The sequence below is a fragment of the Pseudomonas sp. T8 genome (genome assembly GCF_024610635.1).
GTDB classification, from domain to species: Bacteria; Pseudomonadota; Gammaproteobacteria; order Pseudomonadales; family Pseudomonadaceae; genus Aquipseudomonas; species Aquipseudomonas chlororaphis_I.
Genome location: NZ_CP102374.1, coordinates 3,449,658 through 3,472,115 on the forward strand (window position 1 = coordinate 3,449,658; position 22,458 = coordinate 3,472,115).

General features: G+C 60.4%; 9 protein-coding genes, 2 tRNA genes and 3 rRNA genes. 4 read left to right on the forward strand and 10 right to left on the reverse strand.

Annotated features, from left to right (window positions below):
* Positions 1 to 23: 23 nt before the first annotated feature.
* The 10 genes from recD to NRG23_RS15590 form a co-directional block, all read right to left on the reverse strand.
* Positions 24 to 2,099, reverse strand: coding sequence for an exodeoxyribonuclease V subunit alpha (gene recD, locus NRG23_RS15545; RefSeq protein ID WP_257375036.1), 2,076 nt, complete (start codon positions 2,097 to 2,099; stop codon positions 24 to 26).
* Positions 2,096 to 5,788 (reverse strand): exodeoxyribonuclease V subunit beta, encoded by a 3,693-nt coding sequence (gene recB / locus NRG23_RS15550; RefSeq protein ID WP_257375037.1) that lies wholly within the window; start codon positions 5,786 to 5,788, stop codon positions 2,096 to 2,098. The genes recD and recB overlap by 4 nt, the downstream gene beginning before the upstream one ends.
* Positions 5,785 to 9,237 carry an exodeoxyribonuclease V subunit gamma gene (gene recC / locus NRG23_RS15555; RefSeq protein ID WP_257375038.1) on the reverse strand — a complete coding sequence of 1,151 codons (3,453 nt, stop codon included), beginning with the start codon at positions 9,235 to 9,237 and terminating at the stop codon, positions 5,785 to 5,787. The genes recB and recC overlap by 4 nt, the downstream gene beginning before the upstream one ends.
* A gap of 163 nt (positions 9,238 to 9,400) precedes the next feature.
* Positions 9,401 to 9,516, reverse strand: a 5S ribosomal RNA gene (gene rrf, locus NRG23_RS15560).
* Between the two features lie 148 nt (positions 9,517 to 9,664).
* Positions 9,665 to 12,556, reverse strand: a 23S ribosomal RNA gene (locus NRG23_RS15565).
* A gap of 239 nt (positions 12,557 to 12,795) precedes the next feature.
* Positions 12,796 to 12,871, reverse strand: a tRNA-Ala gene (locus NRG23_RS15570).
* 26 nt (positions 12,872 to 12,897) lie between these two features.
* Positions 12,898 to 12,974, reverse strand: a tRNA-Ile gene (locus NRG23_RS15575).
* 65 nt (positions 12,975 to 13,039) lie between these two features.
* Positions 13,040 to 14,576 (reverse strand): 16S ribosomal RNA (locus NRG23_RS15580).
* Together the 16S, 23S and 5S rRNA genes with 2 tRNA genes alongside form the textbook arrangement of a ribosomal RNA operon.
* 629 nt (positions 14,577 to 15,205) lie before the next feature.
* Positions 15,206 to 16,699 (reverse strand): CoA-acylating methylmalonate-semialdehyde dehydrogenase, encoded by a 1,494-nt coding sequence (locus tag NRG23_RS15585; protein ID WP_038630539.1) that lies wholly within the window; start codon positions 16,697 to 16,699, stop codon positions 15,206 to 15,208.
* A gap of 140 nt (positions 16,700 to 16,839) precedes the next feature.
* Complete coding sequence (locus NRG23_RS15590; protein WP_009046838.1) at positions 16,840 to 18,189, reverse strand: aspartate aminotransferase family protein; 1,350 nt, start codon at positions 18,187 to 18,189, stop codon at positions 16,840 to 16,842.
* 126 nt (positions 18,190 to 18,315) lie between these two features.
* Between NRG23_RS15590 and NRG23_RS15595 the strand changes: the two genes are divergently transcribed.
* From NRG23_RS15595 to NRG23_RS15610, 4 genes are all read left to right on the forward strand, one after another.
* Positions 18,316 to 19,236, forward strand: a complete 921-nt coding sequence (locus NRG23_RS15595; protein WP_009046837.1) for a LysR family transcriptional regulator — start codon at positions 18,316 to 18,318, stop codon at positions 19,234 to 19,236.
* A gap of 132 nt (positions 19,237 to 19,368) precedes the next feature.
* On the forward strand, positions 19,369 to 20,763 hold the full coding sequence (locus tag NRG23_RS15600) for a uracil-xanthine permease family protein (protein WP_016703817.1): 1,395 nt from the start codon (positions 19,369 to 19,371) through the stop codon (positions 20,761 to 20,763).
* 88 nt (positions 20,764 to 20,851) lie between these two features.
* Positions 20,852 to 21,514 (forward strand): TetR/AcrR family transcriptional regulator, encoded by a 663-nt coding sequence (locus tag NRG23_RS15605; protein ID WP_009046835.1) that lies wholly within the window; start codon positions 20,852 to 20,854, stop codon positions 21,512 to 21,514.
* Positions 21,515 to 21,526: 12 nt separating this feature from the next.
* Positions 21,527 to 22,108: a YigZ family protein gene (locus tag NRG23_RS15610; RefSeq protein WP_009046834.1), complete on the forward strand. Its 582-nt coding sequence runs from the start codon at positions 21,527 to 21,529 to the stop codon at positions 22,106 to 22,108.
* The last annotated feature ends 350 nt before the right edge of the window (positions 22,109 to 22,458 follow it).

Sequence of the window (22,458 nt, forward strand, 5' to 3'; positions counted from 1 at the left end):
GCTGAGCGCCAGCCGCCCGGCGCTCAACCCAGATCGAGCATCAACCCGCTCAGGCGCTTGACCTTGCGCCGCACCGCCTCCTCGAACACCCCGGCCCGCGGCTCGATCAGGCTGAACCAGTCCTTGGCCCGGGTGATGCCGGTGTAGATCAGCTCCTTGGTCAGCACCGGGTTCAGCGCCTCGGGCAGGATCAGCGCGGTGTGGGCGAATTCCGAACCCTGGGATTTGTGCACGGTCATGGCGTACACGGTTTCCACATCATTGAGCCGGCTCGGCAGCACGAAACGCACGCCACCCTGGCCGTCATTGCGCGGGAAGGCCACCCGCAGCACCCGCCGCCCGTCCTGCGCGCCTTCGTGCTCGGGCAGCTTCAGGGCAATGCCGATATCGCCATTCATCAGGCCCAGGCCGTAATCGTTGCGGGTCATCAGCACCGGACGACCTTCATACCATTGCTGATCGCTTTCGATCAGCCGCGCCTTGAACAGGGCAGCGGTGATCCGCTGGTTCAAGCCCTCGACCCCCCAAGGCCCCTTGCGCACCGCGCAGAGCAACTGGAACTGGTCGAAGGCCTGCAGCACATCGCGGGCCCAGGCGGTCCAGCGCGGATCTTCCAGCGCGGTATCGGCAGGCGGGCGCTGGCCGCGCAGCAGGCTCAGGTAATGCCGGTAACCCTGCGGCCCGTCACCGTGGCCCTCCAGCAGCAAGCGCTCCAGGGCGCGATCCTGCTCGCCCTTGAGGCTCAAGCCATACAGGTCGGCGTGGCTGCGGGCGGCCAACAGGCGGCGCGCTTCCTCGGCCTGCTGCTGGTTGACCCAGCGTGCCAGCTGGCCGATACCGCTGCCTTCGCCGAACCGCCGGGAGTGGCGCAGCATCACCACCTGCTGGGCCAGCGGGTGAGTACCGACGTTGTCTTCCTGCAGACCGCTGTCCGCCAATTGTTCGCCGCTGACGGCCTCTAGCCAGTTGCGGGTCTGCGGGCTGTACCAGCCGGCCTCGGCATCGCGGCACAGATCGCCAAGCACCGCACCGGCTTCCACCGAGGCCAATTGATCCTTGTCGCCGAGCAACACCAGGCGCGCGTGCACCGGCAACGCATCGAGCAGATTGGCCATCATCTCCAGGTCGATCATCGAGGCTTCGTCGACCACCAGCACATCCAGCGGCAAGCGGTTGCCGGCGTGATGGCGGAAGTGCCGGGTGCCCGGACGATTGCCCAGCAGCCGGTGCACCGTGGTCACGTCGCTGGGGATCTTCTCGCGCACGCTGTCATCGACCGACAGGGAACGCACTTGCAGGCTGATGGATTCGGTCAGACGCGCCGCCGCCTTGCCGGTAGGCGCCGCGAGGCGGATACGCAAAGGCTTGCCGGCTTCGACAGCCGGCGCCTGAAGCAAGGCCAGCAGGCGCACCACGGTCGTGGTTTTACCGGTACCGGGCCCGCCGGTAATGATGCTGAAGGCGCCACGGGTGGCCAGCGCACAGGCGAGTTTCTGCCAGTCGACCGGCCCCGTCGCCTTAGCCGCCCCGAACAGGCCGCCCAGGCGCTCGGCCAGATCCGCGGGGGTTTCCTCCTGCACCGCCAGGCGCTGGCGCAAGGCATTGTCAATGCGCCGCTCATAGGCCCAGTAGCGGCGCAGATACAGGCGTTTGCCCGACAACACCAAAGGCCGCTGGCGGGCCTGCTCGCTCTGGTCGGCCGCCAGCGCCACCAGGCGACTGGCCGCCAGGGCCTTGCACCAATGCGCCCCGTCCAGCGTCGCCAGCACCTGCGACGGCAGTACCGCCGCGGTGCTTTGCAGATCGCCTTCCGGCGGCAGGGACAGGGCGAAATCCGGCTCCTTGAGGGTTTCGAACAGGTCCAGGCAGACATGACCATGGCCCAGTTGATGGCTGGTCAACGCCGCGGCCATCAGCACCAGCGGATCGCCTTGCGGCTCCAGTTCATGCAGGAAGCCTACAAAAGCCTTGTCCAGGGCGCGCAGCCAGCCGCGCTCGACCCAACGGTCGAGCAACAGCAGCAGATCGGCAGCCCGTACCAGGGGCGCCAGGTCGGGCTGGGGCTGGGGTTGCAGCGGCGTCAGCAGATCCTCGATCACAGCAATACTCCCTGTTCCCACGCCGGCTCGGCCTTGGGCTGCTCAGGTTTGCCCTGGAACAAGCGGTCCAGGCGCTCGATCAGCTCACGGGGCGGCCGGGTGAAAAACACGCCGCGGCTGGCCGAGCCCGTGCCGCGCAAGAACAGATACAGGGCGCCGCCCATGTGCCGGTCGTAATCGTAGTCCGCCAGGCGCGCGCGCAACTGGCGATGCAGGGCCAGCAGGTACAGCACGTATTGCAGGTCGTAACGGTTGTCGAGAATCGATTGTTCCATGGCCTGCTCGGTATAGGCGGCGTCATCCACGCCCAGCCAGTTGGATTTGTAGTCGGCCACGTAATAGCGCCCTTCATGCTCGAAGGTCAGGTCGATAAAGCCCTTGAACATGCCGTTGAGCAGGACCGGTTCGGCGGTCACCCGCGGCACGCCTTGATGGGTGTACTGGCGCACCAGTTCGTCGAGCTTGAGCACGTCGACCTTGTGGCTGGCGAACCAGAATTCCATCTCGACCCGGTATTGGCTCAACTGCGCGAGCACCACCGGTGGCCGCCCCGCCCCGGCAGGCAAAGGCAGTTGCAACAGGTGCCGCAACCAATCGCTCAGGGTCCGAATCCAGCCTTCCCAACCGCGGCGATTACAGCGCCGGCCGATGGCATCCTCGATAGCAACGGGGTCGGCGACAAACCCCTCGTCACCGGCCCACTCCAGCAGGCCATGGAGGAAGGTCCCCGGGTTCGGTCCACGGGGGAAGCGATGGATATCCGCGCCGCTGGCCACGACTTCACGTGGGGCATCGGGGTCGAGGCGCTCGTCGTCGAAGAGTTTCTGCGCCTGCGGGCTTTCCGGCGCCTCGGTATTGCCGGCGCCCAGGCTGTCACTGATACGCAGGGCACTATAGGAAGCGATCCACCAGTTTTCCGCGGCGCGCCGCTTGGGAGCCAGGGGCGCCAACAGGGTGGCGTCGTTGCGTGGCGGATGGAAACGGCTGTCGGTGGCGCTGGGCATTTCCCCGACACTCATGGCCTCGCAGCCTTGCTGCAGGTCTTGCAGCCAGCGCGCCAGGCCACTGGACTCGTTCAACAGCGCACCGCCGCCCAACAGGTAACCCAAGGCAGAAAGGTGCAATACCGAGCTGTTGTGGTTGCCGCGCTTGAGGTCGGCGACCCCCAGCCAGCAGGCATGCTGGGCACGGGTCAGAGCCACGTAGAGCAGACGTAGGTCCTCGGCCAGACGCTCGTCGTCGGCCTGGGCAATCAGCTCCGGGGTCGGTCGCAGCGTCACCTGGGCCTTGCCCGATTCGTCGTGGTAATGCAGCGGCAGGCGACTGCCATCCACCGGCTTGGCCGAACAGATGAACGGCAGGAACACCAGCGGGTACTCCAGGCCCTTGGACTTGTGGATGGTCACCACCTTGACCAGCTGTTCGTCGCTTTCCAGGCGCAGGATCTGTTCTTCGCCAGCCTGCCCGGACAAGGCCAGGTGCTCGGCCAGATGGCGGATCAGCGCTTGCTCGCCATCCAGTTCGGCAGCCGCCTGCTGCAACAGCTCGGACAAGTGCAGCAGGTTGGTCAGCACCCGTTCGCCATCGCTGCGGGCGATCAACGCCTGGGGCAACTGGAAGTCATGCAACAGGCGCCGCAGCATCGGCAGCACACCCTGGGTGCGCCAGATCAGGCGATAACCGCGGAACTGCATGACCCGGCTCTCCCAGGCCAATTCGTCCTGGTTCAGGCGCTCCAGCTCCACCAGCGGCAGGTTCAGGGTGATGGAGGCCAGCGCGGCGCGCAACGGGCGCTCGATATCCGGCTCGGCACAGGCCTTGAGCCAGGCCAGCAGGTCGTGGGCTTCCTGGGCGGCGAATACCGAGTCCTTGTCCGACAGGTACACGCTGCGCACCCCGCGCGCAGCCAGCTCACCACGCACAGCCTGAGCCTCCTTGCCATCGCGGACCAGAATGGCGATGTCCGCCGGCAGCAGTCCCGTGAAGGGCTGGCCGTCGCGGACGAAGCCGGCGCTGGCCTGCTGTCCGCCGTTGAGCAAGGCGACAATTTCGCTGGCACAGGCCGCCGCCAGTTGCTGCCGGTACAGCGCACCGGAAATGGCTTGCTCCGTGGGCAGGTGCCAGATATTCAGCGCCGGCACCACCTGCCCTTCTCTCTGTAACTGCTCTTTGCGCCCCTGGGATGCCACCGACAGAAACGGCACCGGGTTCTCTCCGTTTTTCTCCCGGAACAGGAACGCGCCGCGCCCTTGCTCACGGGATTCGGCACGCTCGAATACGTGGTTCACCGCCTTGACCATGGCATGGCTGGAACGGAAGTTGGTGCCCAGGGTATGCAAGCGGCCGCTGGTGGCCTGGCGAGCGCGCAGGTAGGTGTAAATGTCCGCGCCGCGGAAGGCGTAGATCGCCTGCTTGGGGTCGCCGATCAGGAACAGACCGGTCTCGGGATTGTTGTCCTCGATGCGGTAGATGCTTTCGAAGATCCGGTACTGCACCGGGTCGGTGTCCTGGAATTCGTCGATCAGGGCTACCGGGAACTGCTCGCGAATCAGCGTCGCCAGCCGCTCGCCACCCTCGGCCTGCAACGCGGCGTCGAGGCGCAGCAGCATGTCGTCGAAGCCCATCTCGGCCCGCCGGCGTTTTTCCTCTTCGAAACGCGCACCGACCCAGCGCGCGGCGTGTTGCAACACCGCTGCGTCGGGGCTCGGCAAGGCATCGAGCGCGGCCTTGAGCCCGACCATGGCCTCCAGTGCGGGATGATCCGGCGCATCGCCCTTCCAGGCCTCGGCCATGCCTTCGGGGGTCAGGCGGCTGAAGCCGGTGCCGATATCCAGTTGCTCTATAGACTCGTCTTCGGCCCAGGCGGTGATCTTTTCGAACCAGGGCTCGAAGTAACGCGCCTGCATCTTGCGGCCATCGACCGCCTTGCTGGCGACGCCCTGCAAGCAGATCTCCCGCAGCTGCGCGGCCCATTGCAGCCAGGGTGCCTTGAGCTGCACCAGGGCGGCGCGTCGTTCCAAAAGACAAGCTTCGATCAGTTGAGCCGGCGTCTGCTCCTGATCCACTTCACGCTCGCTGCCAAACAGCGCACGCACCCTCGGCAGCAAGGCCGCGGGTCCACCCCAGTTGGCCCGTACCCAGTTCAGTGCATCGCCCTGCATCGGGTAGCAAAACAGGCGCCAGTAATCGCGCAGCACTTCACCCAGCAGATCGCTGTGGTCGGTTTCCAGGGTCTGGGTAAACAGGCTGCCGCTGTCGAACGCGTGCTCGCGCAACATGCGCTGGCACCAACTGTGGATGGTCGAGACCGCGGCCTCGTCCATCCATTGCGCGGCGATATCCAGGCGGCTGGCGCAACCCGGCCATTGCTCGGCGGCGAACTGATCGCGCAACTCGGCAATCAGCGCGTCGGGCGCGGTGGTTTCCTCGCGGAAGAAGCGCGCAGCTTCAGCCAGGCGGGTGCGAATCCGTTCACGCAGCTCCTTGGTCGCCGCGTCGGTGAAGGTCACCACCAGAATCTGCGGTGGCAACAACTCGCGGCCGAACCCGGCCAGCTCGCCGCCGTGTCCCAGCACCAGGCGCAGGTAGAGCGCCGAGATGGTAAAAGTCTTGCCAGTACCGGCGCTGGCTTCGATCAGTTGGCTGCCCCGTAGCGGGAACGCCAGGGCCAAAGGTGCTTGCCGGGTCATGCGTCTGCCTCCCCATTGGCCGCGGAGCGCCAGGGCGCCTGCAACAGTGGGCGGTACAGCGCCTCAACCCAGCCGCTGAAGGTTTCATCGGCGATCAACGCGTTGTAGTCCGGGTACTGGCGCGCCAGGGCCGGGCTTTCCCGACGCTCGCCATCGCTGGTCTGGCCGTCGCCTTCATAAGCTTTGCGCGCCGCGGCTTCGGCCTTGCCCGGGTCGCTCTGGCCCAGCCAGGCAAAAGCGGTTTTCACGGCTACCGGCAGCGGCTGGCACATGCCCGCCTGCCAGGCCAGCAACAAATCGCCCAGGCTTTGCAGCGCCGATTCGCGGTCCAGAGGTGACAGCAATAAGGTGTCGTCGCTGGCCACCAGCGCGGTGGTCAAGACATAACCACTGGCACAGGCCACCAGGTGATTGACCCAGGGACGAGTCAAGCGGTGCCACTTGCGGGTCTTGAGTGAGCCAATGCTGTTGGGGATGGTGGTGACCGACAGCAACCCACCATCGCTGCGTTGGTGCAGGCCGCTCAACCAGCCTTCGAGTTTCACCTCATTGAGTTCAAGGGTAATCGGCAGGGCGCTGGTGACGGGGATTGGCCATAACTCCAGCAATTGCCGATAGCGCATCAGCAGATCCGGCAAGGGCTCGATCAGTTCTCTTTGCAGGCTCTCGCCAAAACCGGCCATGGGCAGCAAGCCACTGGCCTGTAGCCGCTGCGCCTGGGCCTGCAAGGCCTGGTCCGGATCATCGGCACTGTTCAACGCCGCCTCCAGCAGGCTGTCGCTCAGGCTGTAGCGTTGCAACGCGTCGAGCACAAAAGGCTCTTCGTCGGCCAAGGGCGCGTCGGCCGCCTCGAAGAACACCTTGAGGCGCTGGCTGAAGAAGTGCCGCACCGGGTTGCGCAGGAAGTCCTGCAATTGCCCCAGACTTAAAGGCTCTTCCTGGACATAGGGCGCCAGAGGCTCGAGCGCTTGAGGAGACGCTTGGGTCTGGTGCAACAGCTGCCACTCACGGGCATAACTGAACAGTCCATCGCCCTCATGGAAATAGCGGGCACTGAAAGGTTGCAACGGATGCTCCTGGGTCATGGCGTGGAGCAGGTCGTCCTGGTCATTCGCCAGCTTCCAGCCACTGGCCAGGTGATCGCGCAACTGGCCGATCAGCACCGAAGCCGGGCGTTCGCTGTTGTCGCGAATGCTGCGACCGACCCAACTGACATACAACTGATCCCGCGCCGAAAGCAGCGCCTCCAGCAACAGGTAACGGTCGTCTTCACGCCGCGAACGGTCGCCGGGGCGGTAGTCGCTGCCCATCAGGTCGAAGTCCAGCGGCGGTTGTGCCCGCGGGTAGTCGCCGTCGTTCATCCCCAGCAGGCATACCAGCTTGAATGGAATCGCGCGCATCGGCATCAGCGTGCAGAAGTTCACCGCACCGGCCAGGAAGCGCTGGGACAAACGCCCCTGGTCCAGGCCTGCCAGCCAGGCCTCGCGGACCACAGTCAGCGGCAGCTCATCGCACAGGCCGACCGACTCGCAGGTTTCCAGCCAGGTTTCGCGCAAGTCTTCGAGTTGGCTCAGCAGGTAGTCGTCATGCTCGGTACTGGCCAGGAAGAACTGCTGTGTGAGGGCTTGCAGGCGCTCGCCCCACTGTGGCGGCGAAGCCGGCAAGGTGAGGTTCTGATACGCCGTCTCCAGTGCATCGAGCAAGGCCACCAGCGGCCCGATAAGTGCCGCGTCCAGGCCACCGATTTCATCGTAAGGCTCGATTCCCTCACAGGCATCGGAGCGTCCCACGGCGTAGCCCAGCAACATGCGGCGCAGGCCGAAACGCCAGCTGTTCTGCTCCAGTTCTTCCGGTAGTCCCAGGTCGGCCCGTTGTTCGGCGTTCATGCCCCAGCGGATGCCGGCACCTTCGATCCAGCGATGCAAGGTCGGCAGATCGGCCTCATCCACAGCAAAGCGTGCGCGTAATGCCGGGACATCCAGCAGGTCGAGGATTTCGCTGACGGGGAAACGGCTGTCCGGCAGCTTGAGCAGATGCTCCACGGCAATCAGCAATGGGTCGCGGCCACGCTGGCCCTGGTCTGTCAGGGTGAATGGAATGAAACGCCGATCGTCACGCTCCAGCTGACCGAAGACCGCGCGAATATGCGGCGCGTAACTGTCGATGTCCGGGACCATCACGATCACATCTCGCGGACGTAATTCGGGGTCCTCACTGAAGCGCGCGAGCAGTTGGTCGTGGAGAATTTCCACTTCGCGCTGGGCACTGTGGGCAATGTGAAAACGGATCGACTTGTCCTGTTGCAGATCGATCGCCGGCCATAATTGGCGAGTCTCCTCCAACGGGCGTAATTCGAGAATATCGTCCTGCAGCTGGTTCAGCAGGGTCTGCGGCTGGCTCTCGCTGAACAGGTCGATACGACCGTCGCGAAAGGCTGAGCGATAGCTGTTGGGATCGTCGTAGCTGTCGAGCAGGTTGATGTAGTCACGACCCTGTTTACCCCAGGCGGCGAGCAGCGGATGGGCATGCTGATGCAGGGTCTGTGGGTCTAGCACCGCGGGCATTCCCGCCTTGCGCGCCTGACGTTTGTATTGATGGCGCAACAGGTCCTTGTCGGCGACGATATCTGCCCAATGGTGACGACAGGGGTTGTGCACACACAGCAAAACCTGACTGAAGCGGGCCAATCCAGCCAGGGCTTCAAGGGCTTGTGCCGGCAGGGAGGAAATCCCGAAAACGATCACTCGCGAGGGCAACCCTTGTGGCGCCTTTTCCAGGTTGAGAATACGTTCGATGAAACGTTGGTGAACGCCGGCGCGACTCTGCGCCATACCCTCTTCCCCCACATCCAGCAACAACGCACGCCACAGTTCGGCCTGCCAGCAGTTGGCGGGGGTCAGGGCCTTGGGCTCGCCTCGAGCACTGCGCAGTTGGTGACGTCCTGCTGCCCAGTCTTCCAGCCAGTCGGCGCGATAAACCTGATATTGGTCGAACAGGTCAGCCAGGCGCTCGGCCAATTGATAGCGCTTGCGCAGATCCGTGTCGTGAGTAAGGAAACGTCGTAGCGGTTCGAAGTGCGGCTGATCGATCAGCTCGGGCAAGAGTCGCATCAGGCGCCATGTCAGCGGTGCTTTATCCAGCAGGGATTTGGGCGGGATTTCATCGCGTCCCAGCACCATGCGATAGAGCTGCCACATGAAACTGCCGGGAAGTTGCACGTCGATGGCGGCGGCGATGCCGCAGCCGCCCATGTCGTCTTCCTCGGGATCCTCAGCCAGTGCCAGCTTCAGCCATTGGGCAATGCCGTTGCTCTGGACCAGGGCGATCTCATTCTCCAGAGGCGCCAAGGGGTAACGCCGCATCCAGCTGACCACCAGGCTGCGCAACTCGTCCAGGCGGTTACCGTGAACCACCATAAAACCAGCGCTGAGGGACGTGGCGTCCGGCATAAGGGCTTCCTTGGAAAATGCAAAAGCTAGGGCCGAACCTTAGCACTGTCACGCAGCGGTGACAGCTGAGAGGACCAACATGAGTGTTGCGGGGGATGAGGCATTTTTTGTCGCACAAAAACAAAACCCCAACTGCTTTCGCAATTGGGGTTTCGGAATTTAATCTTGACGATGACCTACTCTCACATGGGGAAACCCCACACTACCATCGGCGATGCATCGTTTCACTTCTGAGTTCGGGATGGGATCAGGTGGTTCCAATGCTCTATGGTCGTCAAGAAATTCGGTGTGCCGAGTCGTCTTTCGACGCTTCAGCAAATTGGGTATGTAATAGCTTTGTGGTGCTTTTGTGAGTAGTGCAAACTTTCGGTTCGTTTCGTCTTCACACACCGCAACTCGCTTCTTAAGCAAATTGCTTGGGTGTTATATGGTCAAGCCTCACGGGCAATTAGTATTGGTTAGCTCAACGCCTCACAGCGCTTACACACCCAACCTATCAACGTCGTAGTCTTCGACGGCCCTTTAGGGAACTCAAGGTTCCAGTGAGATCTCATCTTGAGGCAAGTTTCCCGCTTAGATGCTTTCAGCGGTTATCTTTTCCGAACATAGCTACCCGGCAATGCCACTGGCGTGACAACCGGAACACCAGAGGTTCGTCCACTCCGGTCCTCTCGTACTAGGAGCAGCCCCTCTCAAATCTCAAACGTCCACGGCAGATAGGGACCGAACTGTCTCACGACGTTCTAAACCCAGCTCGCGTACCACTTTAAATGGCGAACAGCCATACCCTTGGGACCGGCTTCAGCCCCAGGATGTGATGAGCCGACATCGAGGTGCCAAACACCGCCGTCGATATGAACTCTTGGGCGGTATCAGCCTGTTATCCCCGGAGTACCTTTTATCCGTTGAGCGATGGCCCTTCCATACAGAACCACCGGATCACTAAGACCTACTTTCGTACCTGCTCGACGTGTCTGTCTCGCAGTCAAGCGCGCTTTTGCCTTTATACTCTACGACCGATTTCCGACCGGTCTGAGCGCACCTTCGTACTCCTCCGTTACTCTTTAGGAGGAGACCGCCCCAGTCAAACTACCCACCATACACTGTCCTCGATCCGGATAACGGACCTGAGTTAGAACCTCAAAGTTGCCAGGGTGGTATTTCAAGGATGGCTCCACGCGAACTGGCGTCCACGCTTCAAAGCCTCCCACCTATCCTACACAAGCAAATTCAAAGTCCAGTGCAAAGCTATAGTAAAGGTTCACGGGGTCTTTCCGTCTAGCCGCGGATACACTGCATCTTCACAGCGATTTCAATTTCACTGAGTCTCGGGTGGAGACAGCGCCGCCATCGTTACGCCATTCGTGCAGGTCGGAACTTACCCGACAAGGAATTTCGCTACCTTAGGACCGTTATAGTTACGGCCGCCGTTTACCGGGGCTTCGATCAAGAGCTTCGCGTTAGCTAACCCCATCAATTAACCTTCCGGCACCGGGCAGGCGTCACACCCTATACGTCCACTTTCGTGTTTGCAGAGTGCTGTGTTTTTAATAAACAGTCGCAGCGGCCTGGTATCTTCGACCGGCATGGGCTTACGGAGCAAGTCCTTCACCCTCACCGGCGCACCTTCTCCCGAAGTTACGGTGCCATTTTGCCTAGTTCCTTCACCCGAGTTCTCTCAAGCGCCTTGGTATTCTCTACCCAACCACCTGTGTCGGTTTGGGGTACGGTTCCTAGTTATCTGAAGCTTAGAAGCTTTTCTTGGAAGCATGGCATCAACCACTTCGTCACCTAAAAGGTAACTCGTCATCAGCTCTCGGCCTTAGAACCCCGGATTTACCTAAGATTCCAGCCTACCACCTTAAACTTGGACAACCAACGCCAAGCTGGCCTAGCCTTCTCCGTCCCTCCATCGCAATAACTAGAAGTACAGGAATATTAACCTGTTTTCCATCGACTACGCTTTTCAGCCTCGCCTTAGGGACCGACTAACCCTGCGTCGATTAACGTTGCGCAGGAAACCTTGGTCTTTCGGCGTGGGTGTTTTTCACACCCATTGTCGTTACTCATGTCAGCATTCGCACTTCTGATACCTCCAGCAAGCTTCTCAACTCACCTTCACAGGCTTACAGAACGCTCCTCTACCGCATCACTTACGTGATACCCGTAGCTTCGGTGTATGGTTTGAGCCCCGTTACATCTTCCGCGCAGGCCGACTCGACTAGTGAGCTATTACGCTTTCTTTAAAGGGTGGCTGCTTCTAAGCCAACCTCCTAGCTGTCTAAGCCTTCCCACATCGTTTCCCACTTAACCATAACTTTGGGACCTTAGCTGACGGTCTGGGTTGTTTCCCTTTTCACGACGGACGTTAGCACCCGCCGTGTGTCTCCCATGCTCGGCACTTGTAGGTATTCGGAGTTTGCATCGGTTTGGTAAGTCGGGATGACCCCCTAGCCGAAACAGTGCTCTACCCCCTACAGTGATACATGAGGCGCTACCTAAATAGCTTTCGAGGAGAACCAGCTATCTCCGAGCTTGATTAGCCTTTCACTCCGATCCACAGGTCATCCGCTAACTTTTCAACGGTAGTCGGTTCGGTCCTCCAGTCAGTGTTACCTAACCTTCAACCTGCCCATGGATAGATCGCCCGGTTTCGGGTCTATACCCAGCGACTAAACGCCCTATTAAGACTCGCTTTCGCTACGCCTCCCCTATTCGGTTAAGCTCGCCACTGAATATAAGTCGCTGACCCATTATACAAAAGGTACGCAGTCACAGAACAAAGTCTGCTCCCACTGCTTGTACGCATACGGTTTCAGGATCTATTTCACTCCCCTCTCCGGGGTTCTTTTCGCCTTTCCCTCACGGTACTAGTTCACTATCGGTCAGTCAGTAGTATTTAGCCTTGGAGGATGGTCCCCCCATATTCAGACAAAGTTTCTCGTGCTCCGTCCTACTCGATTTCATGACTAAGAGACTTTCGCGTACAGGGCTATCACCCACTATGGCCGCACTTTCCAGAGCGTTCCGCTAATCTCAAAGCCACTTAAGGGCTAGTCCCCGTTCGCTCGCCACTACTAAGGGAATCTCGGTTGATTTCTTTTCCTCAGGGTACTTAGATGTTTCAGTTCCCCTGGTTCGCCTCTTGCACCTATGTATTCAGTACAAGATAACCATCTTATGATGGCTGGGTTCCCCCATTCAGACATCTCCGGATCAAAGTCTGTTTGCCGACTCCCCGAAGCTTTTCGCAGGCTACCACGTCTTTCATCGCCTCTGACTGCCAAGGCATCCACCGTATGCGCTTCTTCACTTGACCATATAACCCCAAGCAATCTGGTTATACTGTGAAGACGACATTCGCCGAAAATTCGCGATTAAACTCACAAATTTTACCTTAGCCTGAATAAACACCAGTGAAAGTGCTATCCAGTCTATCTTTCTATCACATACCCAAATTTTTAAAGAACGATTCTGATAAAGATCAGAAATCAACATTCATCGCCAATCAGCGGAATGCTCATTTCTAAGCTTTAAACGATGGACACCAATCTGTAATGGTGGAGCCAAGCGGGATCGAACCGCTGACCTCCTGCGTGCAAGGCAGGCGCTCTCCCAGCTGAGCTATGGCCCCGTATCGCTACAGGGTGCACCAGTAATTGGTGGGTCTGGGCAGATTCGAACTGCCGACCTCACCCTTATCAGGGGTGCGCTCTAACCAACTGAGCTACAGACCCAATCGTCTTCTTCAATGAATCAAGCAATTCGTGTGGGAGCTTATGAAGCAGCTGATGTCGTCGATTAAGGAGGTGATCCAGCCGCAGGTTCCCCTACGGCTACCTTGTTACGACTTCACCCCAGTCATGAATCACACCGTGGTAACCGTCCTCCCGAAGGTTAGACTAGCTACTTCTGGTGCAACCCACTCCCATGGTGTGACGGGCGGTGTGTACAAGGCCCGGGAACGTATTCACCGCGACATTCTGATTCGCGATTACTAGCGATTCCGACTTCACGCAGTCGAGTTGCAGACTGCGATCCGGACTACGATCGGTTTTATGGGATTAGCTCCACCTCGCGGCTTGGCAACCCTCTGTACCGACCATTGTAGCACGTGTGTAGCCCAGGCCGTAAGGGCCATGATGACTTGACGTCATCCCCACCTTCCTCCGGTTTGTCACCGGCAGTCTCCTTAGAGTGCCCACCATTACGTGCTGGTAACTAAGGACAAGGGTTGCGCTCGTTACGGGACTTAACCCAACATCTCACGACACGAGCTGACGACAGCCATGCAGCACCTGTCTCAATGTTCCCGAAGGCACCAATCCATCTCTGGAAAGTTCATTGGATGTCAAGGCCTGGTAAGGTTCTTCGCGTTGCTTCGAATTAAACCACATGCTCCACCGCTTGTGCGGGCCCCCGTCAATTCATTTGAGTTTTAACCTTGCGGCCGTACTCCCCAGGCGGTCAACTTAATGCGTTAGCTGCGCCACTAAGAGCTCAAGGCTCCCAACGGCTAGTTGACATCGTTTACGGCGTGGACTACCAGGGTATCTAATCCTGTTTGCTCCCCACGCTTTCGCACCTCAGTGTCAGTATCAGTCCAGGTGGTCGCCTTCGCCACTGGTGTTCCTTCCTATATCTACGCATTTCACCGCTACACAGGAAATTCCACCACCCTCTACCATACTCTAGCTCGCCAGTTTTGGATGCAGTTCCCAGGTTGAGCCCGGGGATTTCACATCCAACTTAACGAACCACCTACGCGCGCTTTACGCCCAGTAATTCCGATTAACGCTTGCACCCTCTGTATTACCGCGGCTGCTGGCACAGAGTTAGCCGGTGCTTATTCTGTCGGTAACGTCAAAATACTCACGTGTTAGGTAAGTACCCTTCCTCCCAACTTAAAGTGCTTTACAATCCGAAGACCTTCTTCACACACGCGGCATGGCTGGATCAGGCTTTCGCCCATTGTCCAATATTCCCCACTGCTGCCTCCCGTAGGAGTCTGGACCGTGTCTCAGTTCCAGTGTGACTGATCATCCTCTCAGACCAGTTACGGATCGTCGCCTTGGTGAGCCATTACCTCACCAACTAGCTAATCCGACCTAGGCTCATCTGATAGCGCAAGGCCCGAAGGTCCCCTGCTTTCTCCCGTAGGACGTATGCGGTATTAGCGTCCGTTTCCGAACGTTATCCCCCACTACCAGGCAGATTCCTAGGCATTACTCACCCGTCCGCCGCTCTCAAGAGAAGCAAGCTTCTCTCTACCGCTCGACTTGCATGTGTTAGGCCTGCCGCCAGCGTTCAATCTGAGCCATGATCAAACTCTTCAGTTCAAACATCTTTGGGTTTTGAGAAAACCCTAAACTTGGCTCAGCAATCGTTGGTTACATCTTTGATTTCTCGCGGAGTAACTTGTGATGCTGATAATCTTTCTGACTATCAGTCTGACTCCACAAGCACCCACACGAATTGCTTGATTCAGTTGTTAAAGAGCGGTTGGTTAAGTCTTTCGTCTCAACCGAGGCGCGCATTCTACAGCAGCCTCTGTATCTGTCAAGCGGTTATTTTAAGAAGTTTTCAAAGTTTCCTTTGCAACTTCAACCACTTGCGCTTCCGATCTCTCGTCAGCGGGAGGCGAATTCTACAGCGTTACACGCTGCTGTCAACACCTCTTTTTCTCCGCTTTCGACCGAGAAGATCGAACCGTCAATCCGGCGAAAACACACTGCCGAACCGACTCCTTCGGGCCTCGATGAACTGAAGCGTAACCGCTGTCGAAAACCGTATAACTAGTTGAATCTCAAGGAGTTTTCCGTTTCGACTGCGCCGGAAGTGGGGCGAATTATAGACTTCCAGAATCTGCCGTCAACACTTATTTTCACAAATCTGTCATATCGATCAAAAACGCCCTTAAAAGCAAAGGCCGCCCCCAAGGGGGCGGCCTTTAATACCCTTCTACTTATTACAAGCTAGGGAAGGCAAACTGCGATGCTTCATGGCTGGCACGCTGTGGCCAACGCTGAGTGATCGCCTTGCGACGGGTATAGAAACGCACACCGTCCGGACCGTAGGCATGCAGGTCGCCAAACAGCGAACGCTTCCAGCCGCCGAAGCTGTGGTAAGCCACCGGCACCGGCAGCGGTACGTTGACGCCCACCATCCCGACTTCGATCTCGTCACAGAACAGGCGCGCCGCTTCACCGTCACGGGTAAAGATGCAGGTACCGTTGCCGTACTCGTGATCGTTGATCAGTTGCATGGCCTCCTCCAGGCTGTTCACTCGCACGACGCACAGCACCGGCCCGAAGATCTCTTCTTTATAGATGCGCATTTCCGGGGTGACGTTGTCGAACAGGCAGCCACCAAGGAAGAAGCCTTCTTCATGCCCCGGCACGCTCAGGCCACGACCGTCGACCACCAGTTTCGCGCCCGCCTTCACGCCATCCTCGACATAACCGCTGACCTTGTCCCGCGCCTGACCTGTGACCAGCGGCCCCATGTCCAGGCCACAGGAAGTGCCGGCACCGATTTTCAGCGCCTTGATCTGCGGCACCAGCTTGGCCACCAACGCATCGGCCACCTGGTCGCCGACACACACGGCAACCGAGATCGCCATGCAGCGCTCGCCGCAGGAACCGTAGGCCGCGCCCATCAGGGCACTGACCGCGTTATCCAGGTCGGCATCCGGCATCAGCACGGCGTGGTTCTTCGCCCCGCCCAGTGCCTGCACGCGCTTGCCGCGCTTGGTGCCTTCGGCGTAGATGTATTCGGCAATCGGCGTCGAACCGACGAAGCTCAGTGCCTTGATCTCCGGCGCTTCGATCAGCGCGTCCACCGCAGCCTTGTCGCCGTGCACCACACTCAGCACCCCTTTCGGCAGGCCGGCTTCCAGCAGCAGCTGGGCGATCAGCAGGGTCGAACTCGGGTCACGCTCGGATGGCTTGAGGATGAAGCAGTTGCCGCAGACGATCGCCAGCGGATACATCCACAGCGGCACCATCGCCGGGAAGTTGAACGGGGTGATGCCGGCAACCACGCCCAGCGGCTGGAAGTCGGACCAGGCATCGATGTTCGGGCCGACGTTGCGACTGTACTCGCCCTTGAGGATTTCCGGAGCGGCACAGGCGAACTCGACGTTCTCGATACCACGCTTGAGCTCACCGGCGGCGTCTTCCAGGGTCTTGCCGTGTTCTTCGCTGATCAACTGGGCGATGCGCGATTCGTTCTGCTCCAGCAGTTGCTTGAAGCGGAACATCACCTGGGCACGCTTGGCCGGCGGCGTGTTGCGCCAGGCCGGGAAGGCAGCCTTGGCTGCATCGATGGCGTTCTGGATGGTTTCGCGGCTGGCCAGCGGTAGCTTGTGGATCGCCTGACCGGTGGACGGGTTGAACACATCGACCGCGCGACCGCTCTCGGTCACCAGTTCACCATTGATCAAATGCGGGATAACGCTCATCGGGGAACTCCTGAAGTTGTCCACAGGCACCCGCCAAGGGGCGCCTGCTCTATATAGATGACTTTGAACATGAGCCAAACCACGATGGCGCCTATGAGTACGCCATCGCGAGCAAGCTCGGCTCCTACAGTTTTCGGGAATCAGTCGAGCTTGTTCAGCACTTCGCCAACGGCATCGAACAGACGGTCCAGATCCTGCGGCTTGCTGTTGAAGGTCGGGCCAAACTGCAGGGTGTCGCCGCCGAAGCGTACATAGAAACCGGCTTTCCACAGCGCCATGCCCGCTTCGAACGGACGCACGATGGCATCGCCATCCCGTGGAGCAATCTGGATGGCACCGGCCAGGCCGAAGTTACGGATGTCGATGACATTCTTCGCACCCTTGATACCGTGCAGCGCCTTCTCGAAATGCGGCGCCACCTCAGCGACGCTCTGCACCAGGTTTTCCTTCTGCAGCAGATCCAGTGCCGCCAGGCCGGCCGCGCAGGCCACCGGGTGCGCCGAGTAGGTGTAGCCGTGGGGGAATTCCACCGCATACTCAGGGGTCGGCTGGTTCATGAAGGTCTGGTAGATCTCGGAGCTGGCAATCACCGCGCCCATCGGAATCGCACCGTTGGTAACTTGCTTGGCGATGCACATCAGGTCCGGGGTCACGCCAAAGCTGTCGGCACCGAACATCTTGCCGGTACGGCCAAAACCGGTGATCACTTCGTCGAACACCAGCAGGATGTTGTGCTGGTCGCAGATTTCCCGCAGGCGCTTGAGGTAACCCTGTGGCGGCACCAGCACGCCAGCGGAACCGGCCAGAGGCTCGACGAACACCGCAGCGATGTTGGAAGCGTCATGCAGTTCGATCAGCTTGAGCAGCTCATCGGCCAGGGCGATACCGCCCTGCTCCGGAATACCACGGGAGAACGCGTTGCTTGCTAGCAGGGTGTGCGGCAGGTGGTCGACATCCATCATCGCCTGGCCGAACAGTTTACGGTTGCCGTTGACCCCGCCGAGGCTGGTGCCGGCAATGTTCACGCCGTGGTAGCCACGGGCACGGCCGATCATCTTGGTCTTGGTCGACTGGCCTTTCAGGCGCCAGTAGGCGCGCACCATTTTCACCGCGGTATCGGCGCATTCGGAACCGGAGTCGGTGAAGAACACATGGTTCAGGTTGCCCGGGGTCAGCGCGGTGATTTTCTCGGCCAGCTGGAACGACAGCGGGTGACCGTACTGGAAGCCTGGCGAGTAATCGAGGGTGCCCAGTTGCTTGGCCACCGCTTCCTGGATTTCCTTGCGGGTGTGGCCGGCACCACAGGTCCACAGGCCGGACAGCGAGTCATAAACCTTGCGGCCCTTGTCGTCGACCAGCCAGCTGCCTTCGGCGGCGACGATCAGACGTGGATCGCGCTGGAAGTTGCGGTTGGCGGTGTAGGGCATCCAGTGAGCATCGAGCTTGAGCTGGCTGGCCAGGGAAGCTGGAGCGTTTTCATGCATGTTCATGGGGCAAAACCTCGCAGGGCAATAAGCGGCGCAGGGATCGGAAAGCGTTGTTGCAGCTAAGTTGCCACGGCTATAAAGTCGGTGAAATCCAACTTTTATAACCTTCAGTCAGTGGTTCACTAAACTATGAGCAGCCGTCGCGCCGACCCGCTGGCGCAAGTCAGCGACTTTGATATCCGCCTGCTGCGGATCTTTCGCAGCGTGGTCGAGTGCGGTGGCTTTTCCGCCGCGGAAACCGTGCTCGGCATCGGTCGCTCGGCCATCAGCCAGCAGATGAGCGACCTTGAGCAACGCCTCGGCCTGCGCCTGTGCCAACGCGGGCGCGCCGGCTTCTCGCTGACCGAAGAGGGTCGCGAGGTGTATCAATCGGCCCTGCAACTGTTGAGTGCCCTGGAAAGTTTTCGCACCGAGGTCAACGGCCTGCACCGTCACCTGCGGGGCGAACTGATCATCGGCCTGACCGACAACCTGGTCACCCTGCCCCACATGCGCATCACCCATGCCCTGGCTCAACTGAAGGAACGCGGGCCGGACGTGCAGATCCAGATCCGCATGATCGCCCCCAACGAAGTCGAACAAGGGGTGCTCGACGGTCGCCTGCATGTCGGCGTGGTGCCCCAGGCCAGCGCCTTGTCCGGGCTGGAATACCAGCCGCTGTACAGCGAACGCTCGCTGCTTTACTGCGCCGTCGGCCATCCGCTGTTTTATGTCGACGACAAGCAACTGGACGATCGGCGCCTCAATGAGCAGGACGCCATCGCCCCGACTTTCCGCCTGCCCGCCGAGATCCAGGCCCATTACCAGGCGCTCAATTGCACCGCCAGCGCTTCGGATCGCGAAGGCATGGCGTTCCTGATCCTGACCGGACGCTACATCGGTTACCTGCCGGACCACTACGCCAGCCTCTGGGTCCAGCAGGGACGACTGCGCGCCCTCAAACCCGCTTCACGTTTTTATGACCTGAGCCTGGCATCGGTCACACGCAAGGGCCGTCGCCCCCATTTGGTGCTGGAAAGCTTCCTGGACAGCCTGGCGGCCACCCGCTGAAAAAACAGAAGACGCCATCAAAGCCTCACATTCATTGACTTACAGCGGAGATAACACACAATAACCTGAGCACCTGGACAGCTTTTTGCAGGGCACGATGACCTTGAACCGTCAGCCCTGAGTTCCCAGTCCATGCAGCCAGACACCTCCCGCCAAAGCGATCTGATCTACGGCCTCGACGATCGCCCGAAACCGCTCGCCGCGATACTCGCCGCCCTGCAGCATGTGCTGGCGAGCTTCGTCGGCATCATCACCCCGCCGCTGGTGATCGGTTCCGCCCTGGGCCTGGGCACCTACCTGCCCTACCTGATCAGTATGGCGCTGATGGTTTCCGGCGTCGGCACCTTCATCCAGGCGCGTCGGCCATTCGGGATCGGCGCGGGGATGATCTGCCTGCAAGGCACCAGCTTCGCCTTCCTCGGCGCAGTGCTGTCCGCGGGCTTTCTGGTCAAGCAACGGGGCGGCAGCCCGGAAGACATCCTGGCGATGATTTTCGGCGTATGTTTTTTCGGCGCGGCGGTGCAGATCGTCCTGAGCCGCTTCATCGGCCAATTGCGTCGGGTCATCACGCCGCTGGTCACCGGCATCGTGATCACCCTGATCGGCGTCAGCCTGATCAAGGTCGGCATCACCGACCTGGGCGGCGGCTTCAATGCCGCGGACTTCGGCGCCCCAGGCAATCTGGCGCTGGGGCTGTTCGTGCTGTTGACGATCATCCTGCTGAACCGCTCGAACACGCCCTGGGTACGGCTGTCGGCGATCATCATCGGCCTGGCCCTGGGTAGCCTCGCCGCCTGGTTCAGCGGCAAGCTGGTGCCCCAGGCATTGCCCGACCTGCCGCTGGTCAGCCTGCCGACGCCCTTCCGCTTCGGCTTCAGCTTCGACTGGACGGCGTTCCTGCCCGTGGCATTGATCTACCTGATCAGCACCATCGAAACCGTCGGCGACCTGACCGCCAACTGCATGCTTGCTCGCCAGCCCATCAGCGGCCCTTCTTATATAAGCCGGCTCAAGGGCGGCATCCTCGGCGACGGCGTCAGTTGCATGATCGCCGCGACCTTCAGCGCCTTCCCCAACACCACCTTCGCCCAGAACAACGGGGTGATTCAGCTGACCGGCGTGGCCAGCCGGCATGTCGGGCTGTATATCGGCCTGCTGCTGTTCTGCCTGGGCCTGTTTCCACTGATCGGCGCGGTGCTGCAGCAAATCCCCAAGCCAGTGCTGGGCGGCGCGACCCTGGTGATGTTCGGCAGCGTCGCCGCGGCCGGCGTGCGCATCCTCGCCCAGGCACCGCTGGACCGACGCAGCATGCTGATCATCGCCACCTCCTTCGGCGTCGGCCTGGGGATCGCGGCGCAACCGAACCTGCTGCACCTGTTGCCCAAGGTGGTGCAGAACCTGTTCGACTCGGCGATCACCAGCGGCGGCCTGACCGCGATCCTCATGTGCCTGTTGCTACCGGAAGATCGAGCCGCGCTGCGTAGCGCAAATCCGGCTCGCGAAAGCGACACCCTGGAACCGCTTTGAGGGTTTTCTGCCCATTAAGACTTGTCTGAGGCTTGTGGGTGCGCTATCAACGCACTGGTTGCACCCACAGAACAGCTCGGAAACGCCTATGACCCTTGAAGTCCCAGCCCACGCCGGTCCTCAAACCGCCAAGCCCGCCAGCCGTATTCGCCAGAAAAACGAAGAAGCGATCATCAAGGCCGCCGAAGACGAGTTCGCCCGTCACGGTTTCAAAGGCACCAGCATGAACACCATCGCGCAGAATGCCGGCCTGCCCAAGGCCAACCTGCACTACTACTTCACCAACAAGCTTGGGCTGTATGTCGCGGTGCTGAGCAACATCCTCGAGCTGTGGGACAGCACCTTCAACACCCTGACCGCCGAGGACGATCCGGCCGAAGCGCTGAGCCGCTACATCCGCGCCAAGATGGAGTTCTCCCGGCGCCAGCCGCAGGCCTCGCGGATCTTCGCCATGGAGATCATCAGCGGCGGCGAATGCCTCAGCGAATACTTCAGCCAGGACTACCGCGCCTGGTTCCAGGGGCGCGCCGCGGTGTTCCAGGCCTGGATCGACGCCGGCAAGATGGACCCGGTGGACCCGGTGCACCTGATCTTCCTGCTGTGGGGCAGCACCCAGCATTACGCCGACTTCGCCACCCAGATCTGCCGCGTCACCGGTCGCAGCAAGTTGACCAAGCAGGACATGGAAGACGCCGGCAACAACCTGATCCGCATCATCCTCAAGGGTTGCGGCCTCAAGCCTGCCTTATAAAGAACACAGCGCATGCCCTTTACCCTCGCCGGCCTTTGCGAATACCGCGAAGAGATTCGCAAAAGCCGCTTTATCGCCCTCGCCGCACCGATCAACAGCGCGGCCGAGGCCCAGGCCTTCATCGAACAGCACAGCGATCTCAACGCCTCCCACAACTGCTGGGCCTGGAAACTCGCCGACCAATACCGCAGCAGTGATGACGGCGAGCCTGGCGGCACCGCCGGCCGGCCGATCCTTGCGGCCATCGAGGCCCAGGACTGCGATCAGGTCGCGGTACTGGTGATTCGCTGGTACGGCGGCATTCAACTGGGCACCGGCGGCCTGGCCCGCGCCTATGGCGGCAGCGCCAACAAGTGCCTGCAAGGCGCCGAACGCATCGAACTGATCAGCCGCGTAGCCCTGCGCTGCGCCTGCAGCTTCAGCGAGCTGGCCCTGGTCAAGCTGCGGCTCGCCGAACTCGGCGGGCTGCTGGTCGAGGAGCAGTTCACGGCCAACGGCGTGGAACTGCAACTGGCCCTGGGTGAAAGCCAGATCGCCACCCTGCAAAGCCAGCTGGCCGACCTGAGCCGCGGGCGCATCTTCTTGCAGCGCTGAGTGCACCAATACGCACCCACGCCTGGAAATCATCCTGTGCACAACGGCCCGGTGGATAGCCGACTTGCCCACACCTGCTGTGCACCCGGCTGTGGATAACCTGAGCACACTCGCCTGTAACCCTTTTGCAACGTGGCTTTGCGGCGGTTGCTCACTTTTCGTCCAATTGCTCGTCAAAAACATATTTTTCAAGTTAAAACAGCAAGTTAGCTCGGTTTATCGCTTTTAGAAGAAAGCCACACAGTGCTTATGCCCGACCTTTGGGCTTGCACACAAATACTGTGGAGCAAGCTGTGGATAACCCGTGCAAGGCTGCGCCAGCCGCCGATACGGCAAGGCTTGCAGGCACC